The sequence below is a fragment of the Kitasatospora sp. NPDC004289 genome, from assembly GCF_053602875.1.
In genome coordinates this window covers 39,945-64,669 of record NZ_JBSGEL010000012.1, presented here as the reverse complement: position 1 = coordinate 64,669, position 24,725 = coordinate 39,945, and the positions used below count along the sequence as shown (strand labels likewise).

Genomic DNA, 24,725 nt, shown 5'->3' with positions numbered 1-24,725 from the left:
ATGCGCGCAGTTCCTCGCGCCCCTGGGGTCGCTGCCCTGCCGTTCGTCCGGAGGGCAGCGACCGGGCCCGTGGGTCAGTAGCCGCTCGGGGTCTGCGGTGGCGGGCCGGCGGGGCGTCGGCCGCGGGGGTGGCGGGTCAGGCGGTAGCCGGCGACGCCGGCCAGGGCGGCGAGGATGCCGCCGGCCACCGTCCAGTACCAGCGGGTGTTGGCGCCGGTGACGGCGGCGGAGTACCAGGCCTCGTCGTCCTCGCCGGGGGCGACCGCGCGCTCCGAGGCGGAGGCGGACGGGGCGGCGGTGGGCGCCGTGCCGGTGGTCCCGGAGTTCACCGGGGGGACCAGCGGGGCCTTCAGCTCCCCGCCCTCGGGCTGGGCGTCGCCCGCCCCGCCGCGCTCGGTGAGCTTCAGCGTCACCTGGGCGGCCAGGCCGAGGTCCTGCTGCGGCACCTGACCGGCCGTCAGCCGGACGTAGTAGGTGCCGGGGAGCGGGTCGCCGGACCACGGCTCGGCCCAGGAGCGGATCTGCCGCAGCGTGCAGCGCAGCGTCACGGCCGGGTCGGCCTGCTGGGCGGTGGCGTCCTGCGGCCCGGAGGTGCAGGACTGGCGGCGGCGCAGGCCGTCGAAGAACTCCACCGACCAGCCCTGCGGGCCGTGCCGCTCGGCGGTGGGCGGCAGGGTGACGGTGACGTCCACCGTGACCGTGCGCCCCTCGGCGGCGGCGAAGGCCCAGTACAGGTAGTCGCCGGTGGAGGCCGCGACGTCCGCGCCCTGGCCGGCCGCCAGCGTGGTGGCGGTCAGGAAGGAGGTGCCCGCGTCGGTCACCGGCTTCACGGAACCGGAGGGCGACGGGGAGGGGGAGGCGGCGAGCAGCAGCGGGGCCGCCAGCAGGACGGCCGAGCAGCGCTTGAGGAGAGTCGTACGCATCGTCAGTTCTCCCGCCAGACCGCGATCCGCCAGCGTGCCAGCCAGCCGAAGACCAGACCGGCCAGCAGGCCGGCCAGGGTGAGCACCAGCAGCAGCACCCAGCCGCGCCCGAGGCCGGCGGACCAGCCGTCGGGGGCGGGGGAGGCGGCGGCCAGGTCGACGGTCAGCTCCAGCGGCAGGCCGGGCTCGGCGGCGACGCCGGGGGCCGGGGCGAAGGAGTTGCTGACCACCAGGCAGACGGTGTCGGCCTGCTGACCGCCCGTCGGGGTGGCGGTGGCGGTGGCCTTCTTGCCGGAGGACCAGCGCACGCCGGTGGAGGCCACGTCGGTGCGGCCGCTGCCCGCGTCGGTGCCGCGGACCAGCTCCTGGCCGCCGGTGTCGGTGGCCTTGAGCAGCACGCCGTAGTCCCGGGCCAGTGCCCGGTCGAGCGAGAGCGAGACGGAGGCGCGGAGCTCCTGGCCCGGGCGGACCGCGACGCGGTAGACCCGGTGCTCGGAGAACTTCTCCCGGTCGCTGTAGACGCCGGGGGCCAGCACCGGTGCGGTGTCGCACTGCTCGGTGCCGGTGGCCTTGGCCGGGGCGGTGCGGTTGGTGGTGCCCGCGCGCTTGACCAGCTGCTTGACCTTGTCGGTCAGCTGCTGCTGGGTCTGCACGTCGGTGAAGGTGCCGCCGGTCGCGTTGGCGATGCAGAGCAGCTGCTGGCGGGTCTTCTCGTCGTGGGCCAGGCCCAGGGTGTCGACCACCAGGTGGGTGCCGGCGGCGGCCAGCTCGCGGGCCACCTCGCACGGGTCCGGCGGGGCGCAGGAGTCCTCGCCGTCGGTGATCAGCACGATCCGGCGGGTGGTGCTGCCGGTGCCGACGTCCTGGGCGGCGCCGCGCAGGGCCAGGCCGATCGGGGTCCAGCCGGTCGGCCGCAGGGTGGCGACGGCGGTCTTGGCCTGGGTCTTGTCGGTCTTGCCGACCGGGAAGAGCTGCTTGGTGTCCTTGCAGCCCTCGTTCTTGTCGTTGCCCGGGTAGGTGGCGCCGAGGGTGCGGATGCCGAAGTGGGTCTCCTCGGGCAGTGCGTCGATCACCTCGTTGATCGACTTCTGGGCCACCTCCATCCGGCTCTTGCCCTGGATGTCGGTGGCGCGCATCGAGCCGCTCACGTCGAGCACCAGGTCGACCCTGGGCGGCTCGACCCCCAACTCGTCGGCCTGGGCCGGGAATCCGTGCATCAGGGCCCCGGCGGATATCGCCAGGGCGGCCAGCAGCCCGAGCGGGCGGGCCGGCGATCGTCGTCGTCTGGTGGTCACCGCCGCATCCTATGGATCATCAGTTCGCCGCTCCAAAGGGCCCCGTGGGGTTCAGGCCACCCGGCACGGCCCCGCGCCGGCGGCCGTCCGGCGGGTGGCCGGCGGGTGTCAGCGGCCGTCGATCAGCACCGCGAGCCCGTCCAGGAAGCGCTCCAGCCCGAAGTCCAGCGCCGCGTCCCGCTGGTCCGGCCGCACCGAGGCCATCGCCGCGGCGGCGGCCGGGAACCGCTCCCGGTGCGCCTCGACCAGCGAGCCGACGGCGGCGGCCAGCCGGGCCTCGGGGGACCCGCCGTCGGCGGCCCGGGCCTGCTGCGCCAGCGAGCGGACGTGCCCGGACAGCACCGCCACGGTGTCCATCCGCTCGGCCCCGGTCAGGGCCGTCCCCTCCAGCGCGGCCACCGCCCGCTCCATCCAGCCGAGTTCGGCCGGTCCGAGCACCCGGGGGCCGAGGGTGGCCTCCAGCAGCCAGGGGTGTGCGGCGAAGACCTCGGCCAGTCCGTGCGTCCAGGCGGTGAGCGCCGCCCGCCAGCCGGGGGAGGCGCCCTCGGGGGGCTCGCCGATCGCCTGCTCGGCCATCAGCGCGACCAGCTCGGCCTTGCCCGGCACGTACCGGTAGAGCGCCATCTTGGTGTAGCCGAGCGCGCCGGCGACGCGCTGCATGGAGACGGCGCCCAGCCCCTCGGCGTCGGCGATCACGATGCCCGCGCGGGCGATCAGCTCCAGCGTCAGCGCCGCCTTCGGACCTCGGGTCGGGGTGGGCGGCGGGCCCCACAACAGCCGTGCGGCCGGGTCGAGTTCCCCGCTCATCCCAGACTCCCCTTGCCCTCGCACCGAAACTGCGTCTACCGTACACGGTATCGACAGTGTCCGCCGGACACAGTTTTACAGAGGGGGTCCGCCATGGGCGGGAGCGTGTTGGTCTCGGGGGCCGGAATCGCGGGTACGGCGCTGGCGCACTGGCTCGGCCGGTACGGGTACCGGGTCACGGTGGTCGAGAACGCCCCGGCGCTGCGGGAGGGCGGCCAGGCGGTCGACTTCCGGGGCGAGGCGCACCTGACCGTGCTGGAGCGCACCGGCGTGCTGGAACGGCTGCGCGCGCTGGACACCGGCGGGCGGGCCGGCCGCTACGTCGACCGGAGGGGCCGTCAGCGGCTGGCGCTGCCCGCCGAGTTCACCGGCGGCGAGGTGGAGGTGCACCGGGGAGACCTGGTCCGGGTGCTGTACGAGGCCGGCCTCCCGCACACCGAGTACCTCTTCGGGGACTCGGTGACGAGCCTGGTCGAGACGGGCGAGGGCGTACGGGTGACCTTCCGGACCGCCGCGCCGCGCACCTTCGACCTGGTGGTGGGCGCCGACGGGCTGCACTCCACCGTCCGGCGGCTCGCCTTCGGGCCGGAGGAGCGGTACGTCACCCACCTCGGGTACTACGCCGCCACCTGGAAGCTGCCCAACCACCTCGGCCTCGGCCGGGAGACCGTCGGCCTCAACGTCCCTGGCCTGCTCGCCCAGCTCGGCGGCGGCCACTCCGACCCGGTGGAGGCCGACGCCTTCGTGGTCTTCGCCGCCCCGCGGCTCGCGCACGACCGGCACGACCCCGGGCAGCAGAAGGCCCTGATCGCGGAGCGGCTGGCCGGGCTCGGCTGGGAGGCGCCCGCCCTGCTCGCCTCGCTGCGCGGCGCCGACGACCTCTACCTCGACTCGATCAGCCGGGCCGACGTCCCGCACTGGGCCTCCGGGCGGACGGTCCTGCTCGGCGACGCGGCCTGCGGCGCGACCATCGGCGGCATGGGCACCGGCACCGCGGTGGTCGGTGCCTACGTCCTGGCCGGCGAACTGGCCCGCCACGGCGGTGACCACGGCGCGGCCTTCGCCGCCTACGAGCGGCTGCTGCGCCCGTACGCCGAGCGCTGCCAGAAGGGCGGCGACCGCTGCGGCGCGTTCCTCGCCCCGGGCCGGTTCGGCGGCCTCCTGCGCGACGCCCTGCTCAACCGCCCCCGGGTCATGGCCTGGATGCTGGCGGAGGGTCAGAAGGTCGCCACCATGGACCTCCCCGACTACCCGGCCACCCTCGCGCACCACTGACCCGCCGCCCGCACCCCGCCGGAGGCGTCGGCCCGGCGGGTGGGCCGGGGTCGGGTGGGGGTGTTCCGGCCGTGTTGCCGCAGCCCGCCGCCGACACCCCGCCGGAGGCGTCGGCCCGCCGGGGGTCGGGGTCGGGTGCGGGGTGTTCCGGCCGTGCTGCCGCAGCCCGCAGCCCGCAGCCCGCACCCCGCCGGAGGTGTCGGCCCGGCGGGTGTGCGTGCTTCGGCTGCTCCGGCGCGGCGAAATCCGGACACACCATCACCAAGAGCAATAAATATGGCTAATCCCGGTTAGGGTGCCCGGAGAAGCCCGTCGAGTTGGAAGGACCTCCCCGTGAGCAACCTGTTCGCGATCGCCTACCCCGACCTCGCCACCGCCGAGAAGGTCCGAGCCGAGGCGGTCGGCCTGCAGAAGCAGAAGCTGATCGAGCTGGAGGACGCCGTCGTCGTCGAGCGGCGCGAGGACGGGAAGATCAAGCTGCACCAGGCCGTCTCCACCACCGGCGCGGGCGCCGCCTCGGGCGCGCTCTGGGGCGGGGTGATCGGGCTGCTCTTCTTCATGCCGTTCCTGGGGGCGGCCGTCGGCGGCGCCACCGGCGCGGCGGTCGGGGCCTCCACCGACGTGGGCGTGGACGACAACTTCATGCGGCAGGTCGGCGAGCACCTCCAGCCCGGCAGCGCCGCCGTCTTCCTGCTGGTCCGCAAGGCCACCGCCGACAAGGTGGTGCCGGCGCTGGCCCGGTACGGCGGGCAGATCATCCAGACCTCGCTGAGCGCCGAGGCCGAGGCCGAGCTGCGCGCCACCGTCGAGGCCTCGCGCGCCGCCGCCCCGGCGGCCTCCGCCTGACGCACCCTCACCCGGCAAGCCCCGTCCACTCGACAGGAGGTCCGTGGCCCCGCCCGCCGCCGGCGCGCCGCTCCCGCGGCCGGCCACCCGCCGCAACACCGAACTCGCCCTGGTCCTGGGCGCCGTGCTGATCGCCGTCTTCGGCTACGTCGAGGTGGGCGTCAACATCGACGGCTCGGTGCCCTCCGGCGCGGCCGGCTACGGGGCGGCGCTCGGCGTGCTGGCGCTGCTGGCGCACGGCGTGATCCGGTGGAAGGCCCCGTACGCGGACCCGCTGCTGCTGCCGATCGCGATCCTGTTGAACGGGATCGGACTGGTCGTCATCTACCGCCTGGACCGGGCGACTCCGAAGAGCGAGGCGGCCCCGACCCAGCTGCTCTGGTCCACCCTCGGGGTGGCGCTGTTCATCGCCGTGGTGGTGCTGCTGCGCGACCACCGGCTGCTGCGGCGCTACGCGTACGTGGGCGCCCTGGTGGCGCTGGTGCTGCTGATCCTGCCGATCTTCTTCCCGCCGGTGTACGGCTCGCGGATCTGGATCACCATCGGCCCGCTCTCCTTCCAGCCCGGGGAGTTCGCCAAGATCCTGCTGGCGATCTTCTTCGCCGCCTACCTGGCGGTGCACCGGGACGCGCTGGCGCTGACCGGCAAGAAGCTGTGGAGGTTCCAGTTCCCGCGCGGCCGGGACCTCGGCCCGGTGCTGCTGATCTGGGCCGCCTTCGTCGGGGTGCTGGTGCTGGAGACCGACCTCGGCACCTCCCTCCTCTTCTTCGGCCTCTTCGTGGTGATGCTGTACGTGGCCACCGCCCGCAGCGGCTGGATCGCCATCGGCCTGTTCCTGGCGGCGGTCGGCGCGGTGGCGGTGGGCTGGCTCTCCCCGCACGTGCACAGCCGGGTGACGGCCTGGCTGGACCCGCTGGGGTCGATCGCTGCGGGGGAGGGGGCCAACCAGATCGCCCAGTCGCTGTTCGCCTTCGCCTGGGGCGGGGTGCTCGGCACCGGCCTCGGCGAGGGCCACTCGATCCTGATCGGCTTCGCCGCCAAGTCCGACTTCATCCTGGCCACCATCGGCGAGGAACTGGGCCTGGCCGGGCTGGTCGCGGTCTTCCTGCTGTACGCGCTGCTGATCTCGCGGGGCTTCCGCACCGGCATCGCCCTGCGCGACCCGTTCGGCCGGCTGCTGGCGATCGGCCTGGCCGCGATCGTCGGGCTGCAGCTGTTCGTGGTGGCCGGCGGGGTGCTCGGACTGATCCCGCTGACCGGCATGACACTGCCCTTCATCGCCCAGGGCGGCTCCTCGGTGGTGACCAACTGGATCATCGTGGCGCTGCTGGTCCGGATGAGCGACCAGGCCCGCCGCCCCGCCCCGGAGGCCTCGGAGGCCCAGGAGTGAGACCGAGACGCCGTCAGGGCGCCACCTCCACCGGCGGCCCGCAGGGCCTGCCGGGCATCTCCACCACCGGCCGCCGGGCCGGCACCTTCTGCCTGCTGCTGATCCTGGCGCTGATCGGCCAGGCCAGCTACGTCCAGGTCTTCGAGGCCCAGGAACTGGACGACAACCCGGCCAACCAGCGCGAGACCATCCAGCGCTACGCCCAGCCGCGCGGCAACATCCTGGTCGGCGCCGACCCGGTCACCGGCTCGGCGGAGACCGGCGGCCGGTACGCGTACAAGCGCACCTACACCGACGGCCCGGCGTACGCGGCCGTCACCGGGTACTCCTCGCAGACCTACGGCAACACCCAGATCGAGGGCGTGGACGACGACCTGCTCTCGGGCACCGACCCCCGGCTGGCGAGCTGGGCGCTCTGGGACGAGATCGCCCGCAAGCAGAACCCCGGCGGCGACGTCTACACCACCATCAGCAAGGCGGCCCAGCAGGCGGCGCTCAAGGGCCTCGGCGGGCAGACCGGGGCGGTCGCCGCGATCGAGCCGGCCACCGGGCGGATCCTGGCGCTGGCCTCCACCCCCTCCTACGACCCGGGCAGCTTCGCCGGCTCCTCCGGCGCCGACCAGGACGCCTGGAACAGGCTGCAGGCCGACAAGAACCAGCCGATGCTCAACCGGGCGCTCCGTCAGATCTACCCGCCCGGCTCAACCTTCAAGGTGGTCACCTCGGCGGCCGCGCTGGCCAACGGCGTGGTCACCGACATCAACGCCCCGACCGGCGCCCCGTACCCCTTCGTGATGCCGGGCACCACCACCGAGCTGGTCAACGACACCACCGCCTGCGACTCGCCGGGCCAGTCGCTGGACCGGGCCATGGTGCTCTCCTGCAACTCCGTGATGGGCTGGCTCGGCACCCAGGTCGGCCTGGCGAAGATGACCGCCACGGCCGAGTCCTTCGGCTTCAACGACGCCAAGCTGGACATCCCGGTGCGCGCCGCCCGGTCCAACTTCGACACCGAGATGAACGCCTCGCAGGTCGCGCTCTCCTCCATCGGCCAGTACGACACCGCCGCCACCCCGCTGGTGATGGCGATGGTCGCGGCCGGGATCGCCAACAACGGCACGGTGATGCACCCCCAGCTGGTGGACCGGCTGGCCAAGTCCGACGGCACCTCGGTCCAGGTGATGAAGCCCACCGTCTACCGGCAGGCGGTCACCCCGCAGGTGGCCGGCCAGGTGCAGCAGCTGATGACCGACGTGGTGGAGAACGGCACCGGCCGCAACGCCCGGATCCCCGGCGCCACCGTCGGCGGCAAGACCGGCACCGCCCAGCAGGGGGTGGACAACTCCGGCGTCCCGTACGCCTGGTTCATCTCCTGGGCCAGGCCGGGCGGCTCCTCCGCGGTGCCCCCGGTGGCCGTCGCGGTGGTCATCGCCGACAGCGCCGCCACCGACGTGACCGGCGGCGGACTGGCCGCGCCGATCGCACGGTCCGTCATGCAGGCGGTGCTGAACGGTGGCTGAGACGCTCTCATCAACCGGTGACAGAGCTGTGACAGCCGGTGTGGCGGGAGTCACCGCCCGGTCCCGGAGGCTCCGTTAGGGTGATTCGGTTCTTTCCGCTCCCAGGGGGATGTTCCATGCCGTCATGTGCCAGAACCAGCCGTATCCGCCGCAGGGCTGCGGGGCGGCGTGGCTGACCGGGGCGCACGGCTGACGGTCGGGTCCGCGCTCTGCGCGGCCGTGGTGCTGCTCTCGGCCTTCGCCGTGGTGCGCCACCTGCACGGCTTCAACATGGTGGACATGCTGGTCTACCGGGCCGAGGGCGAGGCCGTCGCCGACGGGCGGGACCTGTACGCGATGCGGCTGCCGGGCTGGGACCTGGCGGCGACCTACCCGCCGTTCGCGGCGATGCTCTTCGTGCCGGCCGGCTGGTTCGACGTCTCGCTGCTGCGGGTGCTGGTCACCCTGGCCAACGTGGCCCTGCTGGCCCTGCTGGTGCACCTCTCCTTCAAGCTGGTCGGCTGGCCCCGCCGGGTGGACCGTCCGGCCGCGCTGCTGCTGGCCACCGGCGCCGGGGTCTTCCTGGAGCCCGTCTACACCACCTTCCAGTACGGGCAGATCAACCTGCTGCTGGCCTGCCTCGTCCTGTGGGACCTCACCCGGGCCGACGGCCACCGGCTCAAGGGCGTCGGCATCGGCCTGGCGATGGGCATCAAGCTCACCCCCGGCGTCTTCGCGGTCTACCTGCTGCTGACCGGCCGGATCCGGGCCGCCCTGGTCTCCGGCGGGGTCTTCGCCGCCACCGTGCTGTTCGGCGCGGTGGTGCTCCCCGGCGACTCCCTCGGCTTCTGGACCGAACACCTCTGGGACTCCCGCCGGGTGGGCGTCACCGAGCTGGTGGACAACCAGTCGGTGCGCGGCATGGTCGCCCGCCTGCTCTCCACCAACCAGCCCGGCCTCACCGGCCTGGCCGCCGGGCTCCTGGTCGCGCTGGCCGGCTTCACCCTGGCCATGCTGGCGGGCCGCTCGGCCCGGGTGCTCCGCCGTGCCGAGGCCTGGGGCGTGGTCACGGTCGCGCTGACCGGCGTGCTGATCTCGCCGATCAGCTGGAGCCACCACTGGGTCTGGTGCGTCCCGCTGCTGGTGCTGCTCGGCGCCGAGGCCGCCCAGGAGTCGGCCCGGGCGCTGCCCTGGCGGGACCGCCGCTGGGCCTGGGCGCTCGGTGCCACCGCCCTGGTGTTCTTCTCGCATACCCTGTGGGTCGTGCCCAAACGCAGCGGTCTCGGCATCGAGCCGTGGTGGCAGGTGCCGGCCTCGCCCTACCCGCTGCTCGGCCTCGCCGTGCTCGGCGTCACGGCGGTGCGGCTGCACCGCCGCCTGCGTCGGCCCGCCGGCCTGTCGGCCGCCCCCGCCGTACCCGTGCTGACCGAGCAGAGCTGACGTGACCTCACCCGCCGTGCGCCCCGCGCCGACCGCCGTCCGACCGACCGGGGCGCCGCCCGCCGCCGCGTGGTGGCGGGACCCCCGGTACCGGGGGCCGGCCACCGCGGTCGGCGGCTTCCTGGTGCTGCTGGCGATCGGCCTCCAGCAGTGGAGCTCGGTCCAGCTCGGCGGCTTCGACCTCGGCATCTTCGACCAGGGCGTGCGCGGCTACGCCCACTTCGGGCTGCCGGTCTCCTCCCTGAAGACCTATCACCACGAGTTCCCGCCCGGCTTCTCGCTGCTGGGCGACCACTTCTCCCCGGTGCTGGCCCTGCTCGCCCCGCTCTACTGGATCTGGGACGACCCGCGCTCGCTGATCCTCGGTCAGGCCCTGCTGTTCGCCGCCGGGGTGCCGCTGGCCCGCCGGATCGCCGCCCGGAGCTTCGCCGCCGCCGACCCGCGCACCGCCCGGCGCGCGGTGGACCTCACCGGGCTGGTGTACGTACTGGGCTGGCCGCTGCTGGTGGCCGCCCGCGGCGGCTTCCACGAGGTGGCCTTCGCCGCCCCGCTCACCCTGCTGATGTTCGAGCGCGGCCAGGCCCGCCGGTACGGCGGGGTGCTGGTGGCGGCGGTGCTGCTCTGCTGCACCAAGGAGGACCTCGGCCTGGTGGTGGCCGCCTACGGGCTGGTGCTGGCGCTGCGGGCCCGCCGCGACGGCGACCGGCGCGGGCTGCTCACCGGCCTCGGCCTGCTGGTGGCCGGACCGGTGGCGGCCGCCGTCACGGTCGGCTGGCTGATCCCGGCCATGGGCGGCGAGCCCGGCTACTACTGGAACTACGCCGCCCTCGGCACCGACGGCGGCGACGCCCTGCGCAACGTCCTGGGCGATCCGCTGCTCCTGGTGCGGGCCGCCTTCGACGCCCCGCTCAAGCCGCTGCTGCTGCTCTGGCTGCTCGTCACCACCCTGGCCCTGCCGCTGCGCTCGGCCACCGCGCTCTGCGCGGTCCCGCTGCTGGCCGAGCGGATCCTCTCCTCCAACCCCAACCACTGGTCGATCGCCCGGCACTACGACGTCTTCCTCTGGCCGGTGCTGGTCACCGCCGCCGTCGAGGTGCTCGGCCGGCTCTGCGCCGAGGGCGCTCCGAAGGCCCGGACGTACCGGCGGATCGGGGCGGCCGCGGCCGGGCTCTCACTGGCGCTGGCGCTGCCCTTCGGGGTGGTCAAGCTGGCGGTGCCGGCCGGCTGGCAGGCCAAGCCGAGCGAGGCGGCCCTGCTGCGCGGCGCGGCGCTGATCCCCGACGGGGCGTCGGTGGAGGCGGACAACCAGGTCGCGCCCCAGCTCACCGCGCGCACCGACGTGGTGCTGGTGGACGGCACCCCGCGCGGCCGGGAGTACGTGCTGATGCGCTCCGACAAGCGGGCCTTCCCGTTCGCCGCGGACACCGAGCAGGCGGCCCGGATCCGCCTGCTGGAGACCAACGGCTACCAGCGGATCTGGTCCGAGGGCGGCGCGGTGCTGCTGCACCGGACGGGCACGGCACCGGTGCCGGGGGAGTCGGTGCCGGGGCCGGACAGCAGGCCGGTCCAGGACGTGGTGCCCTCCGACGTGGGGCACAACCTGTTCCGGGGCTGACGCACCGTCAGGGCGCGGATAGCTCCGATCGGGCGAAGCCGCCGCGTGCGATGTGTCCGGTTTGTCGTACGGTATGTGACGATCCGTACAAGGCGGACCCCGTCCCGCACCGTTTGCGTGACTGGTGCGCTTCCGGGGTACTGTCCCATCTTTGTTCGGTTGGTCCGGATTGCCGCCCCCACAGCGGTCCCCACAGCGCTCCGGAGCAGCCGCCTAGGACACCCTCCCCCGCCTAGAAGGAACCACCGCCTTGAGCACCATGGGCACCGACCTGTTCCGCAAGAAGCCCGTCTCGGTACTGATCGCCGAGAGCGGCGCCGCCGACGCACCGCCGCCGGGCGCACCGGAGGAGGGCGGCAGGTCGGGCATCCACCTGAAGCGCTCGATCGGGCTCTGGCAGCTCTCCTCGATCGGCATCGGGGCGACCGTCGGGACCGGCATCTTCTTCGTGCTCAGCAGCGCGGTGCCCGAGGCCGGGCCGGCCGTGGTGATCTCCTTCCTGATCGCCGCCGTCACCGCGGGCCTCACCGCCCTGTGCTACGCGGAGATGGCCTCGGCGATCCCGGTCTCCGGCTCCTCCTACTCCTACGCGTACGCCACCCTGGGCGAGGTGGTGGCCTTCGGCGTCGGCGTCTGCCTGCTGCTGGAGTACGGCGTCTCGGCCTCGGCCATCGCGGTCAGCTGGGGCGAGTACCTGAACAAGTTCTTCGACCTGGCCTTCGGCTTCACCATCCCGGAGTGGATGGCGGCCCCGCCCGGCGGCGGCGGGTTCTTCAACCTGCCGGCCGTGATCCTGGTGGCCATGGTGGTCTTCCTGCTGATCCGCGGCGTGAGCGAGTCGGCGAAGGTGAACGCCGCCATGGTGGCGATCAAGATCACCATCCTGGTGCTCTTCATCGCGATCGGCCTGACCGGCTTCCACTCCGGCAACCTGACCCCGTTCATGCCGCTCGGCGTCGCGGGCGTGGGCACCGCCGCCTCCAGCATCTTCTTCTCCTTCATCGGCCTGGACGCCGTGTCCACCGCCGGCGAGGAGGTCAAGGACCCGCGCCGGACCCTCCCGATGGCGATCATCATCTCGCTGGTGGTGGTGACCCTGCTCTACATCGGCGTGGCGATCACCGCCGTCGGCGCCCAGCCCTGGCAGCAGTTCGACGGCCAGGAGGCCGGCCTCGCCCAGATCCTCCAGGACGTCACCGGGCAGACCTGGCCCGCGATGCTCTTCGCGGTCGGCGCGATCGTCTCGATCTTCTCGATCACCCTCGTGGTGATCTACGGCCAGACCCGGATCCTCTACTCCATGGGCCGCGACGGCATGCTGCCGAAGAAGTTCGCCGAGCTCTCCCCGCGCTCCGGCACCCCGGTCTGGAACACCCTGGTGGTCGGCGCCGCCGTCGCCACCCTGGCCGCCTTCGTGCCGCTGGACATCCTCACCGACCTGACCAGCCTGGGCACCCTGGTGGCCTTCTCGGTGGTCTCGGTCGGCGTGATCATCCTCCGCCGCACCCAGCCCGACCTGCCGCGCGGCTTCAAGGTGCCGGGCTACCCGGTGGTGCCGGTGCTCAGCGTCGGCTTCTGCGTCTACCTGATCGTCAAGCTGCACCCGCTGACGTACCTCTTCTTCGGCGTCGCCCTGGCGCTCGCCGCGGTCGTCTACTTCGGCTACAGCGTCAAGCACTCCAAGCTGAACCGCCCGGCCGACGAGCTCTCCGAGACCGGCTGACCCCCACAACCCGCCCGCAGAGCTCCACCAAACCGTTGTCCCTTCCTCTACGGAAGGGCACAACCGACCCCCTAACCTTCCTGCATGGCCACCACCCGATCCCCCGAGGTACCCGAGCAGGCGGTCTGTGCCCTGCCCGAGGCGGGACGGTCCGCGCTGGCCGGTGGCCGGATCCCCGGTCAGCGAACGGCCCGGACCGCCCGGCGCAGCCTGTCCCGGCGCCGACCGGTGCAGGTCCTCGGGTGTCTGGTGGCGGCAGGCTGGGCGGCGGCGTTCCCGCTGGTCTCCGACCTGCCGAACCAGGTCTTCTGGGGCTCCGTCGCCGCCCCCGCCTACGGGCTGGCCGCGCTGCTCCGCCTCACCGTGCCGGGCCGCCTCGGGGCCAGGGCGGCGGCGGCCGTCGCGGTGCTGGGGGCCGTCCTGGTGCCCCTGGTGCTGCTGGTGCTGAGCGGCCGTCACCAGTCCGAGGTGATGGTGGTGGAGCGCTCGGCCCGGCTGCTGCTGGAATCCGGCAGCCCGTACCTGCCGCACCCGGCGGTGGTCACCGACTACGACCCGTACCTCCCGGCGATGGCGCTCTTCGGACTGCCGCGCGCCCTGCTCGGCACCGGGAACCCGGTCTGCGTCCTGCTCGGGGACGCCCGGATCTGGTTCGCCGTCACCTTCCTGGCCTGCCTGCTGGCCTGCCGCCGGCTGCTCCGCCCGCGCCAGGAGGGCGCCGCCCTGCTGCCGTTGGCCGCCCTCACCGCCTCGCCGCTGATCGCGCTGGCGCTGGCCGTCGGCGGGGTGGACCTGCCGCTGATCGGGGTCTGCTGCCTCGCCATGGCGCTGGCCGCCCGCGGCCGCGCCGTCCCCGCCGGCCTGGTGCTCGCCCTGGCCTGCACCCTCAAGTGGACCGCCTGGCCCGCCCTCCCGGTGGCCGCCCTGCTGCTCTGGCGGCTGTACGGGCGGCGCCCGGCGGCCCGGGCCACCCTCACCGCCCTGGGCGCCGGGGCGGCCGTGGTGCTGCCCTACCTGCTGACGATCCCCCAGGTGCTCCAGGAACAGGTGGTCCGCTTCCCGCTCGGCCTGACCGGCATCCGGACCCCGGCCGGCAGCCCGCTGCCCGGCAAGATCCTGGCCGGCTTCGGCCCGACCGGGCACACCATCTCGCTCTCGATGCTCTGCCTCGGCGCCTTCGGCGTCGCGGTCTGGCTGATCGCCTACCCGCCGACCTCGGCGGTGCACGCCTGCGACGTGCTCGCGGTCGGCCTCGCGGTGGCCTTCACGCTGGCCCCGGCCGGGCGCTTCGGGTACCTGGCGCTCCCGGCGGTGCTGGTGGTCTGGCCCCGGCTCGCCGCGGTGCCGCGCCGAAGACCGGACCGGCTGACCACCATCCTGACGGGCGTTCAGCTCTGACCGGTGCTCCGGCCCGGCGCGGCGGAGCCACGCGGTCGACCCCGGCGGCGAGTTCGCGGAGTTCGGCCGGGGTGGTCCGCCGTGCGGGTGAGCGGGGCCGGCGGGGGAGCGGACGGTCCGCGTGGTGCGGGCCGCCGGCGGGCGACGGCCGGGCACGATACGGACATGTCGTACCCGACCGGACGCCGACGCTTCCTCGGACTCGCCGCCGCGGCCGTCGGCCTGACGGCCTGCGGGCAGGCCGCCGGCTCCCCTGCGCCGGAACCCACCGCCCCCGACCCGTCCCCGTCCCCGTCGCCCGTCCAGGACGAGAACTCCCGCCCGGGCAACGCCGATTGGGCGATCACCGACCCCGGCCCGCGCGAGGGCGTCCAGGGCTACGCCGACCGGGTCAGCGTGCTCCCCGGCGAGTCCTTCGGCCTGCACGTCTCCACCACGGCGCCCGGCTTCACCGTCTCCGCGTACCGCGCGGGCTGGTACGGCGGAGCCCGGGCCCGGCTGGTCTGGCGCTCCGAGCGCCTGCCCGGCACCCTCCAGCCGGCCGCCACCACCGACCCGCGCACCCGCACCGTCCGCGCCCCCTGGCCGCGCAGCGCCACCGTGGACACCACCGGCTGGCCGGAGGGCAGTTACCTGCTCCGCCTGGACGCCGACACCGGCCACCGGTACGTCCCGCTCACCGTCCGCTCCCGCTCCACCGCCGGACGGAGCGTCGTGGTCAACGCGGTGGCCACCTGGCAGGCGTACAACGAGTGGGGCGGCCACAGCCTCTACAACGGGCCGACCGGCGGCTACGCGACCCGGGCGCTGGAGGTCAGCTTCGACCGGCCGTACCACTACGACGACGGGGCGGGGCTGTTCCTGGTCTACGAGGCCCCGCTGATCGCCCTGGCCGAGCGGCTGGGCATCCCGCTCGCCTACACCACCGGGCCCGACCTGGCCCGCTCCCCGGAGCTGCTGCGCGGGGCCACCGCCCTGCTCTCCCCGGGCCACGACGAGTACTGGTCCGACGAGCAGCGCCGCCACGTCACGGCCGCCCGCGAGGCCGGGACCAACCTCGCCTTCCTCGGCGCCAACTGCTGCTACCGCCGGGTCCGGTACGAGTCCTCGCCGCTGGGCGAGGACCGCACCGTGGTCTGCTGGAAGAGCGACTACCGGGACGACCCGGGCTTCCGGGCCGGCCGGCCCGCCACCTGCGACTTCCGGGAAGGGCCGGGCGCCGACCCGGAGAGCTCCCTGCTCGGCGTGATCTACGACGGCTACCCGGTGGACGCCCCGTACGTGGTGAGCAACCCCGGGCACTGGCTGCTGGAGGGCACCGGCGCGCAGGCGGGGGACTCCTTCCCGCACCTGGTCGGGGTCGAGTACGACCGGGTGCTCCCCGCCGACCGGCCGACGCCGGGGCCGATCGAGCTGGTCTCCCGCTCCCCGGTGGTCTGCGAGGGCCGCCGCTCGTACGCCGACTCGGCGTACTACACGACCCCGGGCGGGGCCGCCGTCTTCGCCACCGGCACCATGCGCTGGGTCGAGGCGCTGGACGCGAACGGCCCGGGCGGCGGGAGGGCCGACCACGGCATGGACCACCGGGCCGGGGCCTTCACCCGCCGGGTCACCGAGAACCTGCTGCGGGCCTTCGCGGCCGGCCCGGCGGGCCCCGCACACCCGGTGCGGAGCCCGCTCTGACGGAGGGTCAGCCCCCCGGTCGGCCCGGTCAGCCGTTGCCGAGCTTGAGGACCGCGGCCGCCGCCGGCCCGGCCGCGGCCGCGCCGTGGCCGCCGCCGCCGACCTCGGCGGCCACCGCGAGGTTGCCGCGGTAGGCGGTGAACCAGCTGTTGTCGTCCTTCTGGCCGTCCACCTGGGCGGTGCCGGTCTTGGCACCCGCGTTGGCGGTGATGCCGCGCATCACGTTGGCGGCGGTGCCCTGGGTGGCCGTCAGGTTCATCATCTGGCGCAGCCCGGACAGGGTGGAGGGGGAGAGGGTCTTGGCGGCGCTCTGCTGCTCGTAGCCGGGGACCAGGATCGGCTGCTTGAAGGTGCCGTTCTGCACGGTGGCGGAGACCGAGGCCATGGTCAGGGCGTTCATGGTGATCTTGCCCTGGCCGATCATCTGGGCGGCCCGCTCGGTGGCGCCGTTGGGCACCGGGGCGCTGGCCGGGGCGAGCGGCAGACCGGTCTTCCAGGTCGGGCCGATCCCGAAGGCGTCCCGGGCCAGCGTCTCCATGTCGCCGTTCTTCAGGACCTCCTGGCCCTTCTTGATCATGGCGGTGTTGCAGGACTGGGCGAAGTCCTGGGAGAGCTTGTAGTCCGAGTGGTCACCGTCGAAGTCGTTCTTGAAGGTGCGGCCGGACACGTTCAGCGTCTCCGGGCAGGCCACCACGTCGTCCGGCTTCACACCGGCCTCGAGGAAGGCGGCCACCGAGACCACCTTCATGGTCGAGCCGGGGGCGATGGCGGCCAGGAAGGCACGGTTCTGGCCGGTGGCGGGGGCGTTGGCGATGGCCAGGATGTTGCCGGTGGAGGGCTCGATCGCGACCAGCGAGGCCGGGAGCCTGCCGTTGTCGGAGGCGGTCTGCACGGCCTTCTCGGCCTCGGCCTGGAGGGTCGCGTCCAGGGTCACCTTGGCGGCCGCGCCCGCCTTCGGCTCGGTGATGGTGAAGAGCGTCTCCTGGGAGCCGTTCGCCTTGGTGATCACCACGCCGGTGCCGGCGTCGCCCGGGTTCACCTCGGCCGGCTTGATGTTGGCCAGCAGGCCGTTCAGGGTCGGCGAGTTGAGCTTCCTGCCCTTGCGGTCCACCACACCGGTGACCTTGGCGGTGATCGGCTTGATGTCGGCGATCTCACCGGGCTTGAGCTTCGGGTTGAGCACGCTCGACGCCCACTGCACGGCCGCCTTGCCGTCGCTCATCTTGACCAGGTTGAGCCGGCCCTCGTAGGTCCAGGCGCCGGCGACCCCGGCGAACTCCACCTTGGCCTTGAAGGTCAGCGGCACGCTGGTGCCGCCACCCGCGGCGGGGGCGGCGGAGGCCGATGCCGAGGCCGACGCGGACGGCGAGGGCGCGGCGGTCGGGGCCCCGCCGGGGGTCAGGGTGATCGCGCTCGGCTTCAGGCGGTCCTGGAAGTTGCGCAGTTCGGTGTTGGCGGTGTCCGGCTTGTCGGTGAGCTTCCCGGCGGCCTCGTAGTCACCCTTGGCCCAGGCCTCCAGGAAGGCCTTCGCGCCGGTCGCGGCCAGGTCTGCCGCCGGGGCCTCGGCCACCACGGTGCGCACCTTCGGCGCGGAGTCCTTGGAGCCGTCGGAGACCGAGTCGTAGATGTTGTACGCGCCGAGCCCGGCCACGCCGAGCATGCCGGCGCCCACGACGCCGATCCCTATCTTCACGCCCGTGTGCATGGTGCTGTTCCCCCGATGGTCATGGCAGGTCCAGCCCACCATAAGCCGAGGTCAACGGTGCGTGGGCGATCCACCCGCCCGTTGTTGCAGAGCTGGTACGGAGCCGGTCAGATCCAGGTGTTGAACCACATCCGGCTGCGCCAGTCGTCCATCGGGATGGTGCGGCCGCTGAAGATCGGCAGGAAGTAGGCGAAGTTCCACATCACCAGCAGCACGATCACCCCGGCCGCCGTGCCGCCGATCAGCCGCCGGTCCCGGCTCGCGGTGGCCGGCCCGATCAGCGCGCCGAGCATCATGGTCACCGCCAGGACCAGGAACGGGACGAAGACCACCGCGTAGAACAGGAAGATCGTCCGCTCCTGGTACATGAACCAGGGCAGGTACCCCGCGGCCAGGCCGCAGAGGATCGCGCCCGCCCGCCAGTCCCGCCGGGCCACCCAGCGGTACAGGCAGTAGAGCACCGCCACGATCCCGGTCCACCAGAGCAGCGGCGTGCCGATGCCGAGCACCTCGGTGGCGCACTCGCTGACCTTGCAGCCCGACTGGCCCATCTTCGGGGACTCGTAGAAGAAGGAGACCGGGCGGCCGACCAGCAGCCAGCTCCACGGGTTCGACTGGTAGGTGTGCGGGCTGGTCAGGCCGACGTGGAAGTCGTACATGGTCGCGTGGTAGTGCCAGAGGCTGCGCAGCGACTCCGGCACCCAGCTCATGCCGAACTGGAACGGCATCTCGACGCCGAACACGGTGTCGGGCGACAGCCCCGCCCGGTGTGCCGCCCAGTCCCGCCCGTAGCCCCGGGAGGACGCGAACCAGCCGGTCCAGGAGGCGACGTAGACGACGACGGCGATCAGCGGCATCACCAGGCCGGCGAACGCGAGGTCCCACAGGGCGAAGCCCAGCGGGTTCCTGGAGCCGGCCGCCTTGCGGGCGCCGTAGTCCCAGCAGACGCCGAGGAGCAGGAAGGCGACCGCGACGTAGATCCCGCTCCACTTGGTCGCCGAGGTCAGCCCGACGCAGACCCAGGCCGCGATCCGGTACGGCCGCACCCCGACGAACCACCAGGCGTCGGGCTTCCCGCCCTGCTCCAGCCGACGGGCGATCAGACCCCGGGTGCGGTCCCGGTCCAGCAGCAGGAAGCCGAAGGCCGCCAGGCACCAGAACATCACCACCAGGTCGAGCAGCGCCGACCGGCTCATCACGAAGTGCAGCCCGTCCACCGCGAGCAGCAGGCCGGCCACGCAGCCCAGCAGCGTGGAGCGGAACAGCCGGCGTCCGATCCGGGCGATCATCAGCACCGAGAGGGTGCCGAGCACCGCCACCACGAACCGCCAGCCGAAGGGGTTCATCCCGAACAGCTGCTCGCCCAGCCCGATCATCCACTTCCCGACCGGCGGGTGGACGATGTACGACGGGTCCTCGCGGAACGGGATGGACTGCTGCGGCGCCATGATCTTGGTGTTGGCGTCGTCCGGCCAGCTGGTCTCGTAGCCCACCTGCCAGAGCGAGTACGCGTCCTTGGCGTAGTAGGTCTCGTCGAAGATCAACGAGTGCGGGCCGCTCAGCCCGGAGAACCGCAGCACCCCGGCGAAGACCGCCACCGCGACCGGGCCCAGCCAGCCGGCCCAGCGGCAGAGCCAGGACCAGAGCGCGTCCGGCAGCCGCAGCCCGAGCGAGAGCAGCACGGGGGAGGGCGCCACCCGACGGGGCGTCACCTTCGGGCCGTCCGGCATCGGCGGCACCAGCCGTTCGGCCACCGGGACGGGCTCGGCCGCCCGGTGTCCGAGCCGTTCCAGCGCCCGGCGCCAGCCCGACGCGCCCTCTTCGCCGTCCCGGGGCCCCGGTACCGCCACCGCCTCGTCCAGCAGCGCAACCGCGCCCGCCTCCGAGTGGTCTACGCCAACCGGTCCCTCGGGACCCTTCTCGCCGCTCACCCGCCACATCGTAGGGGCGCCCCCCACCAAGACAATGGCCCGCCGCAAAGCTGCCCGATTCGTCACCAAATAAAGGGACCTCGGTCAGCCGCGCAGGGTGGCGACGGCCTTCTCGATCCGACTCCGCCGGGTCTCGGGCTTCTTGGCGCCCTCGACCGTGCGGACGTGCTGGCGCTTGCGGCTGTCGGTGAGCAGGTCGTACGCGGCGCGGGCGGCCGGCTCGGCGTCCAGCGCCGCGGCGAAGTCGTCCGGCAGCTCGACCGTCCGCGGTTCGGTGTCGAGCTCCAGCTCCACCTCGACCTCCTCGCCGATCTCCACGCCGGCCGCCCGCCGGTTGGCGTTGCTGAGCCCGAGCAGGTGACGGCCGCGCAGGACGGCCACCCGGCTGCGCCAGGAGTGCCCCTCGACCGTGATCACCACCGGCGGCCGGGCGCCCCCGCCGAGCGCCGCCACCACCTCGGGCGGCACCTCCAGCCCCCGCATGGGCTCGGGTGGTTCGACGGTGGCGAGGAACTTCATGGTCCGTACTCCTGACGCGGTGTCGGTTCGGGTGGCGGGGCGAGGGCTATTCGGCGTACGGCTGGTCCTCGCCCTGGGCGCTGTAGCCGAGGCTCCAGACGTAGCCGTCCGGGTCGGCGAAGGTGCCGCCGTAGCCGCCCCAGGGCAGCGCGCCGGCCGGCTTGAGGACGGTGGCGCCGGCCTTGGCGGCCTCGGCCATCACCTCGTCGACCCGGGCCTCGCTGCGCACCACGTAGGTCAGCACCAGCCCGCTGAAGCCGCTGCCCTCGGCGGAGGTGCCCACCAGGCCGGCCAGGCCCTCGCGGCCGTAGAAGCCGACCGGCGAGGCGCCGTCCGACTCGAAGAAGACCGAGATGCCGAAGTCGTTCTTGATCTTCCAGCCGAGGCCCTCGGTGTAGAACTCCTTGGCCCGGTCCATGTCCCGGACGCCGAGCAGGATCGAGCTGACGTGAGCCTTCATGGTGTTTCTCCTCGGTGCGGTCCGTACTGCTTTCCGTGGTGATCACGCTACGGGCCACCCGGCCACCGGTGCTTCTCCATTCCTGACCGCTCTCCCCGGGTCTGGGAGGATGGGCGGGTGACTGGCGTACTGGTGCTTGCAGGAACCCCCATCGGCGACGTGGCGGACGCGCCGCCCCGGCTGCTGACCGAGCTCGGCTCGGCCGACGTGATCGCCGCCGAGGACACCCGGCGGCTGCGCCGGCTGACCCAGGCGCTCGGGGTGGAGCCCACCGGGCGGGTGGTCTCCTACTTCGAGGGGAACGAGGTCGGCCGCACCCCCGAGCTGGTGGAGGCGCTGAAGAACGGCTCCCGGGTGCTGCTGGTGACGGACGCCGGGATGCCCTCCGTCTCCGACCCGGGCTACCGCCTGGTGGACGCGGCGGTGGCGGCCGGCATCAAGGTCACCGCGGTGCCCGGCCCCTCGGCCGTGCTGACCGCCCTGGCCCTGTCCGGCCTGCCGGTGGACCGCTTCACCTTCGAGGGCTTCCTGCCCCGCAAGAACGGCGACCGGGCCCGCACCCTGGCCGAGCTCAAGGCCGAGCCCCGTACGATGGTCTTCTTCGAGGCCCCGCACCGGATCGCCGAGGCGCTGGCCGCGATGGCCGAGGCCCTCGGCGCCGACCGCCCGGCCGCGGTCTGCCGCGAGCTCACCAAGACCTACGAGGAGGTCAGGCGCGGCCCGCTGGCCGAGCTGGCCGCCTGGGCGGCGGAGGGCGTCAAGGGCGAGATCACCGTGGTGGTGGCGGGCGCCCCGCCGGCCCCGCCGCAGGAGCACACCCCGGCCGAGCTGGCCCGGCTGGTGGCCCTGCGCGAGGAGGCCGCGGGGGAGCGCCGCAAGGAGGCCATCGCCTCGGTGGCGGCCGAACTGGGGCTGCCCAAGCGCGAGGTCTTCGACGCCGTGGTGGCCGCCAAGCACGCCGGTTGAACCGCGCTGCCGACGAGCGCCGGGGGGCGCGCGAACAGCGCGCAAACGGTGGCTGAGCAGCGACGTTCCCGGGCGCGTACCGTGGAGGGAGCACTGGGTAAAGCCAAGGCTCGTTGAAGCTTTCACCCGCTTGTCGTACAAGGCTCTCCAATTCGGCACCAAGGTTCGGCAAGCCGGTTGGCGGAGCACGGGCCCCGGGCATTCCCTGAGATGGAAAGACCCGAGCCGGGCGAGCGCCCGGCGGGCGCTGGGAGACGGCCATGAGCGACACGATCGGCACCCCGACCACCACCCCGGCCAGCACGCAGTTCACCAAGCACGTCCCGGTGGAGGTCGTCCACGAGGCGTACTCCTTCGCCTGCCTCAGCTGCGGCTACGGCTGGGAGCAGGGGTACCGGATCGAGCACCACATCGCCCGGGACGGTCACACCGTGATCGAGTACCACGCCAACGGCGTCCGGGTCCCGTCCCCGCTGCTCAAGCCCACCTGCCCCGGCTGCGGCGGCCACACCGTGCGGATCATGCGCGAGGGCCGGGTGGCCACCGCCGAGCACAACTGGCACTCCTCGCCCGGCTACGCCTCCCACGCCGAGCCCGAGCGTACGGTGACCAGGCTCCCGCACCGCTCCTTCCGCACCTGGCTGCGCTCGCTCTTCGGCCGCGCCGCCTGACCCTCCGCAGCCGTCCCCCGTCCCGGAACCACCCCCGCCTTTAACGAGTCGAGGGTGGTTCCTTCGCGCCGCTAAGATTTCGGCCATGGCGGCCACTGCAGAGCACAGCACCACCGAGGCATCGAACTCGGCCTACTACGTCACCACCCCGATCTACTACGTGAACGATCGCCCGCACCTGGGCCACGCGTACACCACCGTCGCCGGGGACGTCCTCACCCGCTGGCACCGCCAGCGCGGCGAGAAGGTGTGGTACCTGACCGGTACCGACGAGCACGGCCAGAAGATCATGCGGACGGCGGACGCCAACGGCGTGACCCCGCAGGAGTGGTGCGACCGGCTGGTCGAGCAGGAGTGGAAGCCGCTCTGGGAGCACCTGAACGTGGCCAACGACGACTTCATCCGCACCACCCAGAAGCGCCACACCGACCGGGTCCAGGAGTTCGTCCAGGACCTGTTCGACAAGGGCGAGATCTACAAGGGCGGCTACTCCGGCCCGTACTGCGTGGGCTGCGAGGAGTACAAGCTCCCCGGCGAGCTGCTCCCCGGTGCCACCGAGGACGAGAAGCTCTGCCCGGTGCACAAGCGCCCGGTCGAGTGGCTGGAGGAGGAGAACTACTTCTTCCGGCTCTCCGCCTACGGCCCGCAGCTGCTGGAGTTCTACGCGGCCAACCCGGACTTCATCCAGCCCGCCTCGGCCCGCAACGAGGTGCTGCGCTTCGTCGAGCAGGACCTCAAGGACCTCTCGATCTCCCGCTCCACCTTCAACTGGGGCGTCCCGCTGCCCTGGGACGAGAAGCACGTCCTCTACGTCTGGGTCGACGCGCTCCAGAACTACATCACCGCCGCCGGCTACGGCTCCGACCCGGAGCGCTTCGCTGAGCTCTGGCCCGCCTCGGTGCACCTGGTCGGCAAGGACATCCTGCGCTTCCACGCGGTGATCTGGCCGGCCATGCTGATGGCCGCCGGGCTGCCGCTGCCCAAGCGGGTCGTCGCCAACGGCTGGCTGATGGTCGGCGGCGAGAAGATGTCCAAGTCGAACCTGACCGGCATCTCCCCGCAGGACCTGACCTCGCACTTCGGCGTGGACGCCTACCGCTACTACTTCCTTCGGGCCATCCCGTTCGGCACCGACGGCTCGTTCTCCTGGGAGGACTTCTCCGCCCGGTACACCTCCGAGCTGGCCAACGACTTCGGCAACCTGGCCTCCCGGGTGGCGGCCATGGTCGGCAAGTACTTCGACGGGAAGCTGCCCGCCGCCACGGCGGCCGGCGAGGCCGAAGCCGCCGTCGCGGCCGGGCTGGTGACGGCCACTCAGGCCGCCGACCAGAAGATCGGCGAGGAGCTGGACTTCGCGGGCGGCATCGCGGCCGTCTTCGAGTTCATCAAGCAGGTCAACGGCTACCTCACCGAGCAGGAGCCGTGGAAGGTCGCCAAGGACGAGTCCGCCGAGGGGCAGGCCCGTCTCGCCACCATCCTCTACACCGCCGCCGAGGCGCTGCGGGCCACCGCCGTGCTGCTCAACCCGCTGATGCCGACCACCGCCCAGAAGCTCTGGGAGTCGCTCGGCGCGGAGGAGTCGCTCGGCCAGCTCCGCGACCAGACCATCGCCACCGTCGCGGACTGGGGCCGGCTGCCCGCCGGCGCCACCGTGGTCAAGGGCGACATCCTGTTCCCCCGCCTGGAAGAGAAGCCCGCAGCCTGATGGCCGACGACCGCTCGACCCCGCCGCCGCTGCCGGCACCGCTCGCGGTGCCGGTGGCCGACTCGCACACCCACCTGGACATGCAGTCCGGCACCCCCGCGGAGGGCCTGGCCAGGGCCGCCTCGGTCGGGGTGACCACGGTCGTGCAGGTCGGCTGCGACGTGCCCGGCTCCCGCTGGGCCGCCGCGCTGGCGGCGGAGTTCGAGCAGGTCCACGCGGCCGTCGCGCTGCACCCCAACGAGGCGCCCCGCCTCGTCCTCGGCGACCCCGACGGGTGGTCCGGCCAGCGCCGGACCCCCGGCGGCTCGCCCGCCCTCGAAGCCGCCCTGGCCGAGATCGACGCGCTGGCCGCCCTCCCGCAGGTGCTCGCCGTCGGCGAGACCGGCCTCGACTACTTCCGCACCGGCCCCGAGGGCGTGGACATCCAGAAGGAGTCCTTCCGCCGCCACATCGAGATCGCCAAGCGGCACGGCAAGGCCCTGGTCATCCACGACCGCGATGCCCACGAGGACGTCATCTCCGTCCTGCTGGAGGAGGGCGCCCCCGAGCGCACCGTCTTCCACTGCTACTCCGGCGACGCCGCCATGGCCAAGGTCTGCGCCGAGCACGGCTGGTACCTCTCCTTCGCCGGCCCCGTCACCTTCAAGGCCAACCAGCCCCTGCGCGACGCCCTCGCCGTCACCCCCCTCGACCGCGTCCTGATCGAGACCGACGCGCCCTTCCTCACCCCCCACCCCTACCGAGGCCGCCCCAACGCCCCGTACCTCATCCCGGTCACCCTCCGCTCGATGGCCGACACCCTGGGCCTGCACGAGGACGAGCTCGCCACCGCCATCGCCGCCAACACGGCCCGCGCCTTCGGCTACTGATCGCC

The 24,725-nt window shown here is 73.3% G+C and carries 20 protein-coding genes; 13 read left to right on the top strand and 7 right to left on the bottom strand.

Annotation, left to right across the window (positions count from 1 at the left end; translation table 11 throughout):
- Positions 1–74: 74 nt before the first annotated feature.
- From ACWEPF_RS10845 to ACWEPF_RS10835, 3 genes are all read right to left on the bottom strand, one after another.
- Positions 75–923 (bottom strand): peptidase, encoded by an 849-nt coding sequence (locus ACWEPF_RS10845; protein ID WP_452172324.1) that lies wholly within the window; start codon positions 921–923, stop codon positions 75–77.
- A gap of 2 nt (positions 924–925) precedes the next feature.
- Entirely contained in the window at positions 926–2,218 is a 1,293-nt protein-coding gene (locus tag ACWEPF_RS10840) for a VWA domain-containing protein (RefSeq protein WP_380149431.1), read from the bottom strand.
- Between the two features lie 108 nt (positions 2,219–2,326).
- Positions 2,327–3,025: a TetR/AcrR family transcriptional regulator gene (locus tag ACWEPF_RS10835; RefSeq protein ID WP_452172323.1), complete on the bottom strand. Its 699-nt coding sequence runs from the start codon at positions 3,023–3,025 to the stop codon at positions 2,327–2,329.
- Positions 3,026–3,118: 93 nt separating this feature from the next.
- Between ACWEPF_RS10835 and ACWEPF_RS10830 the strand changes: the two genes are divergently transcribed.
- From ACWEPF_RS10830 to ACWEPF_RS10790, 9 genes are all read left to right on the top strand, one after another.
- The gene (locus tag ACWEPF_RS10830) at positions 3,119–4,300 is read left to right on the top strand and encodes an FAD-dependent monooxygenase (RefSeq protein WP_452172322.1); all 1,182 of its coding nucleotides are present in this window, start codon (positions 3,119–3,121) and stop codon (positions 4,298–4,300) included.
- Between the two features lie 333 nt (positions 4,301–4,633).
- Entirely contained in the window at positions 4,634–5,146 is a 513-nt protein-coding gene (locus ACWEPF_RS10825) for a DUF1269 domain-containing protein (protein ID WP_345288286.1), read from the top strand.
- Between the two features lie 43 nt (positions 5,147–5,189).
- Entirely contained in the window at positions 5,190–6,536 is a 1,347-nt protein-coding gene (locus ACWEPF_RS10820) for an FtsW/RodA/SpoVE family cell cycle protein (RefSeq protein ID WP_452172321.1), read from the top strand.
- Between the two features lie 56 nt (positions 6,537–6,592).
- The gene (locus ACWEPF_RS10815) at positions 6,593–8,056 is read left to right on the top strand and encodes a penicillin-binding transpeptidase domain-containing protein (protein WP_452172373.1); all 1,464 of its coding nucleotides are present in this window, start codon (positions 6,593–6,595) and stop codon (positions 8,054–8,056) included.
- A gap of 168 nt (positions 8,057–8,224) precedes the next feature.
- Positions 8,225–9,475, top strand: a complete 1,251-nt coding sequence (locus ACWEPF_RS10810) for a glycosyltransferase 87 family protein (RefSeq protein ID WP_452172320.1) — start codon at positions 8,225–8,227, stop codon at positions 9,473–9,475.
- Position 9,476: 1 nt separating this feature from the next.
- Positions 9,477–11,090 carry a DUF2079 domain-containing protein gene (locus tag ACWEPF_RS10805; protein ID WP_452172319.1) on the top strand — a complete coding sequence of 538 codons (1,614 nt, stop codon included), beginning with the start codon at positions 9,477–9,479 and terminating at the stop codon, positions 11,088–11,090.
- Between the two features lie 259 nt (positions 11,091–11,349).
- Positions 11,350–12,813 carry an APC family permease gene (locus ACWEPF_RS10800; RefSeq protein WP_452172372.1) on the top strand — a complete coding sequence of 488 codons (1,464 nt, stop codon included), beginning with the start codon at positions 11,350–11,352 and terminating at the stop codon, positions 12,811–12,813.
- An 84-nt stretch (positions 12,814–12,897) separates the two neighbouring features.
- Positions 12,898–14,211: a glycosyltransferase 87 family protein gene (locus tag ACWEPF_RS10795; RefSeq protein WP_452172318.1), complete on the top strand. Its 1,314-nt coding sequence runs from the start codon at positions 12,898–12,900 to the stop codon at positions 14,209–14,211.
- Positions 14,212–14,376: 165 nt separating this feature from the next.
- Positions 14,377–15,894, top strand: coding sequence for a N,N-dimethylformamidase beta subunit family domain-containing protein (locus tag ACWEPF_RS10790; protein ID WP_452172317.1), 1,518 nt, complete (start codon positions 14,377–14,379; stop codon positions 15,892–15,894).
- A gap of 28 nt (positions 15,895–15,922) precedes the next feature.
- Here ACWEPF_RS10790 and ACWEPF_RS10785 read toward each other — a convergent pair whose 3' ends face one another.
- The 4 genes from ACWEPF_RS10785 to ACWEPF_RS10770 all read right to left on the bottom strand — a co-directional run bounded on the left by ACWEPF_RS10785 (position 15,923) and on the right by ACWEPF_RS10770 (position 20,509).
- Complete coding sequence (locus ACWEPF_RS10785) at positions 15,923–17,587, bottom strand: penicillin-binding transpeptidase domain-containing protein (RefSeq protein WP_452172316.1); 1,665 nt, start codon at positions 17,585–17,587, stop codon at positions 15,923–15,925.
- Between the two features lie 119 nt (positions 17,588–17,706).
- The gene (locus ACWEPF_RS10780) at positions 17,707–19,539 is read right to left on the bottom strand and encodes a dolichyl-phosphate-mannose--protein mannosyltransferase (protein ID WP_452172315.1); all 1,833 of its coding nucleotides are present in this window, start codon (positions 19,537–19,539) and stop codon (positions 17,707–17,709) included.
- A 75-nt stretch (positions 19,540–19,614) separates the two neighbouring features.
- Positions 19,615–20,049, bottom strand: a complete 435-nt coding sequence (locus tag ACWEPF_RS10775) for a YdeI/OmpD-associated family protein (RefSeq protein WP_449796234.1) — start codon at positions 20,047–20,049, stop codon at positions 19,615–19,617.
- Between the two features lie 46 nt (positions 20,050–20,095).
- Complete coding sequence (locus ACWEPF_RS10770; protein ID WP_345288270.1) at positions 20,096–20,509, bottom strand: VOC family protein; 414 nt, start codon at positions 20,507–20,509, stop codon at positions 20,096–20,098.
- 117 nt (positions 20,510–20,626) lie between these two features.
- On the opposite strand from ACWEPF_RS10770, the gene rsmI reads away from it, so the two are divergent.
- The 4 genes from rsmI to ACWEPF_RS10750 all read left to right on the top strand — a co-directional run bounded on the left by rsmI (position 20,627) and on the right by ACWEPF_RS10750 (position 24,720).
- The gene (rsmI, locus tag ACWEPF_RS10765; RefSeq protein WP_345288268.1) at positions 20,627–21,475 is read left to right on the top strand and encodes a 16S rRNA (cytidine(1402)-2'-O)-methyltransferase; all 849 of its coding nucleotides are present in this window, start codon (positions 20,627–20,629) and stop codon (positions 21,473–21,475) included.
- Positions 21,476–21,735: 260 nt separating this feature from the next.
- The gene (locus ACWEPF_RS10760) at positions 21,736–22,146 is read left to right on the top strand and encodes a hypothetical protein (protein WP_452172314.1); all 411 of its coding nucleotides are present in this window, start codon (positions 21,736–21,738) and stop codon (positions 22,144–22,146) included.
- 85 nt (positions 22,147–22,231) lie between these two features.
- Positions 22,232–23,851: a methionine--tRNA ligase gene (gene metG, locus ACWEPF_RS10755; RefSeq protein ID WP_452172313.1), complete on the top strand. Its 1,620-nt coding sequence runs from the start codon at positions 22,232–22,234 to the stop codon at positions 23,849–23,851.
- On the top strand, positions 23,851–24,720 hold the full coding sequence (locus tag ACWEPF_RS10750) for a TatD family hydrolase (RefSeq protein WP_452172312.1): 870 nt from the start codon (positions 23,851–23,853) through the stop codon (positions 24,718–24,720). The genes metG and ACWEPF_RS10750 overlap by 1 nt, the downstream gene beginning before the upstream one ends.
- The last annotated feature ends 5 nt before the right edge of the window (positions 24,721–24,725 follow it).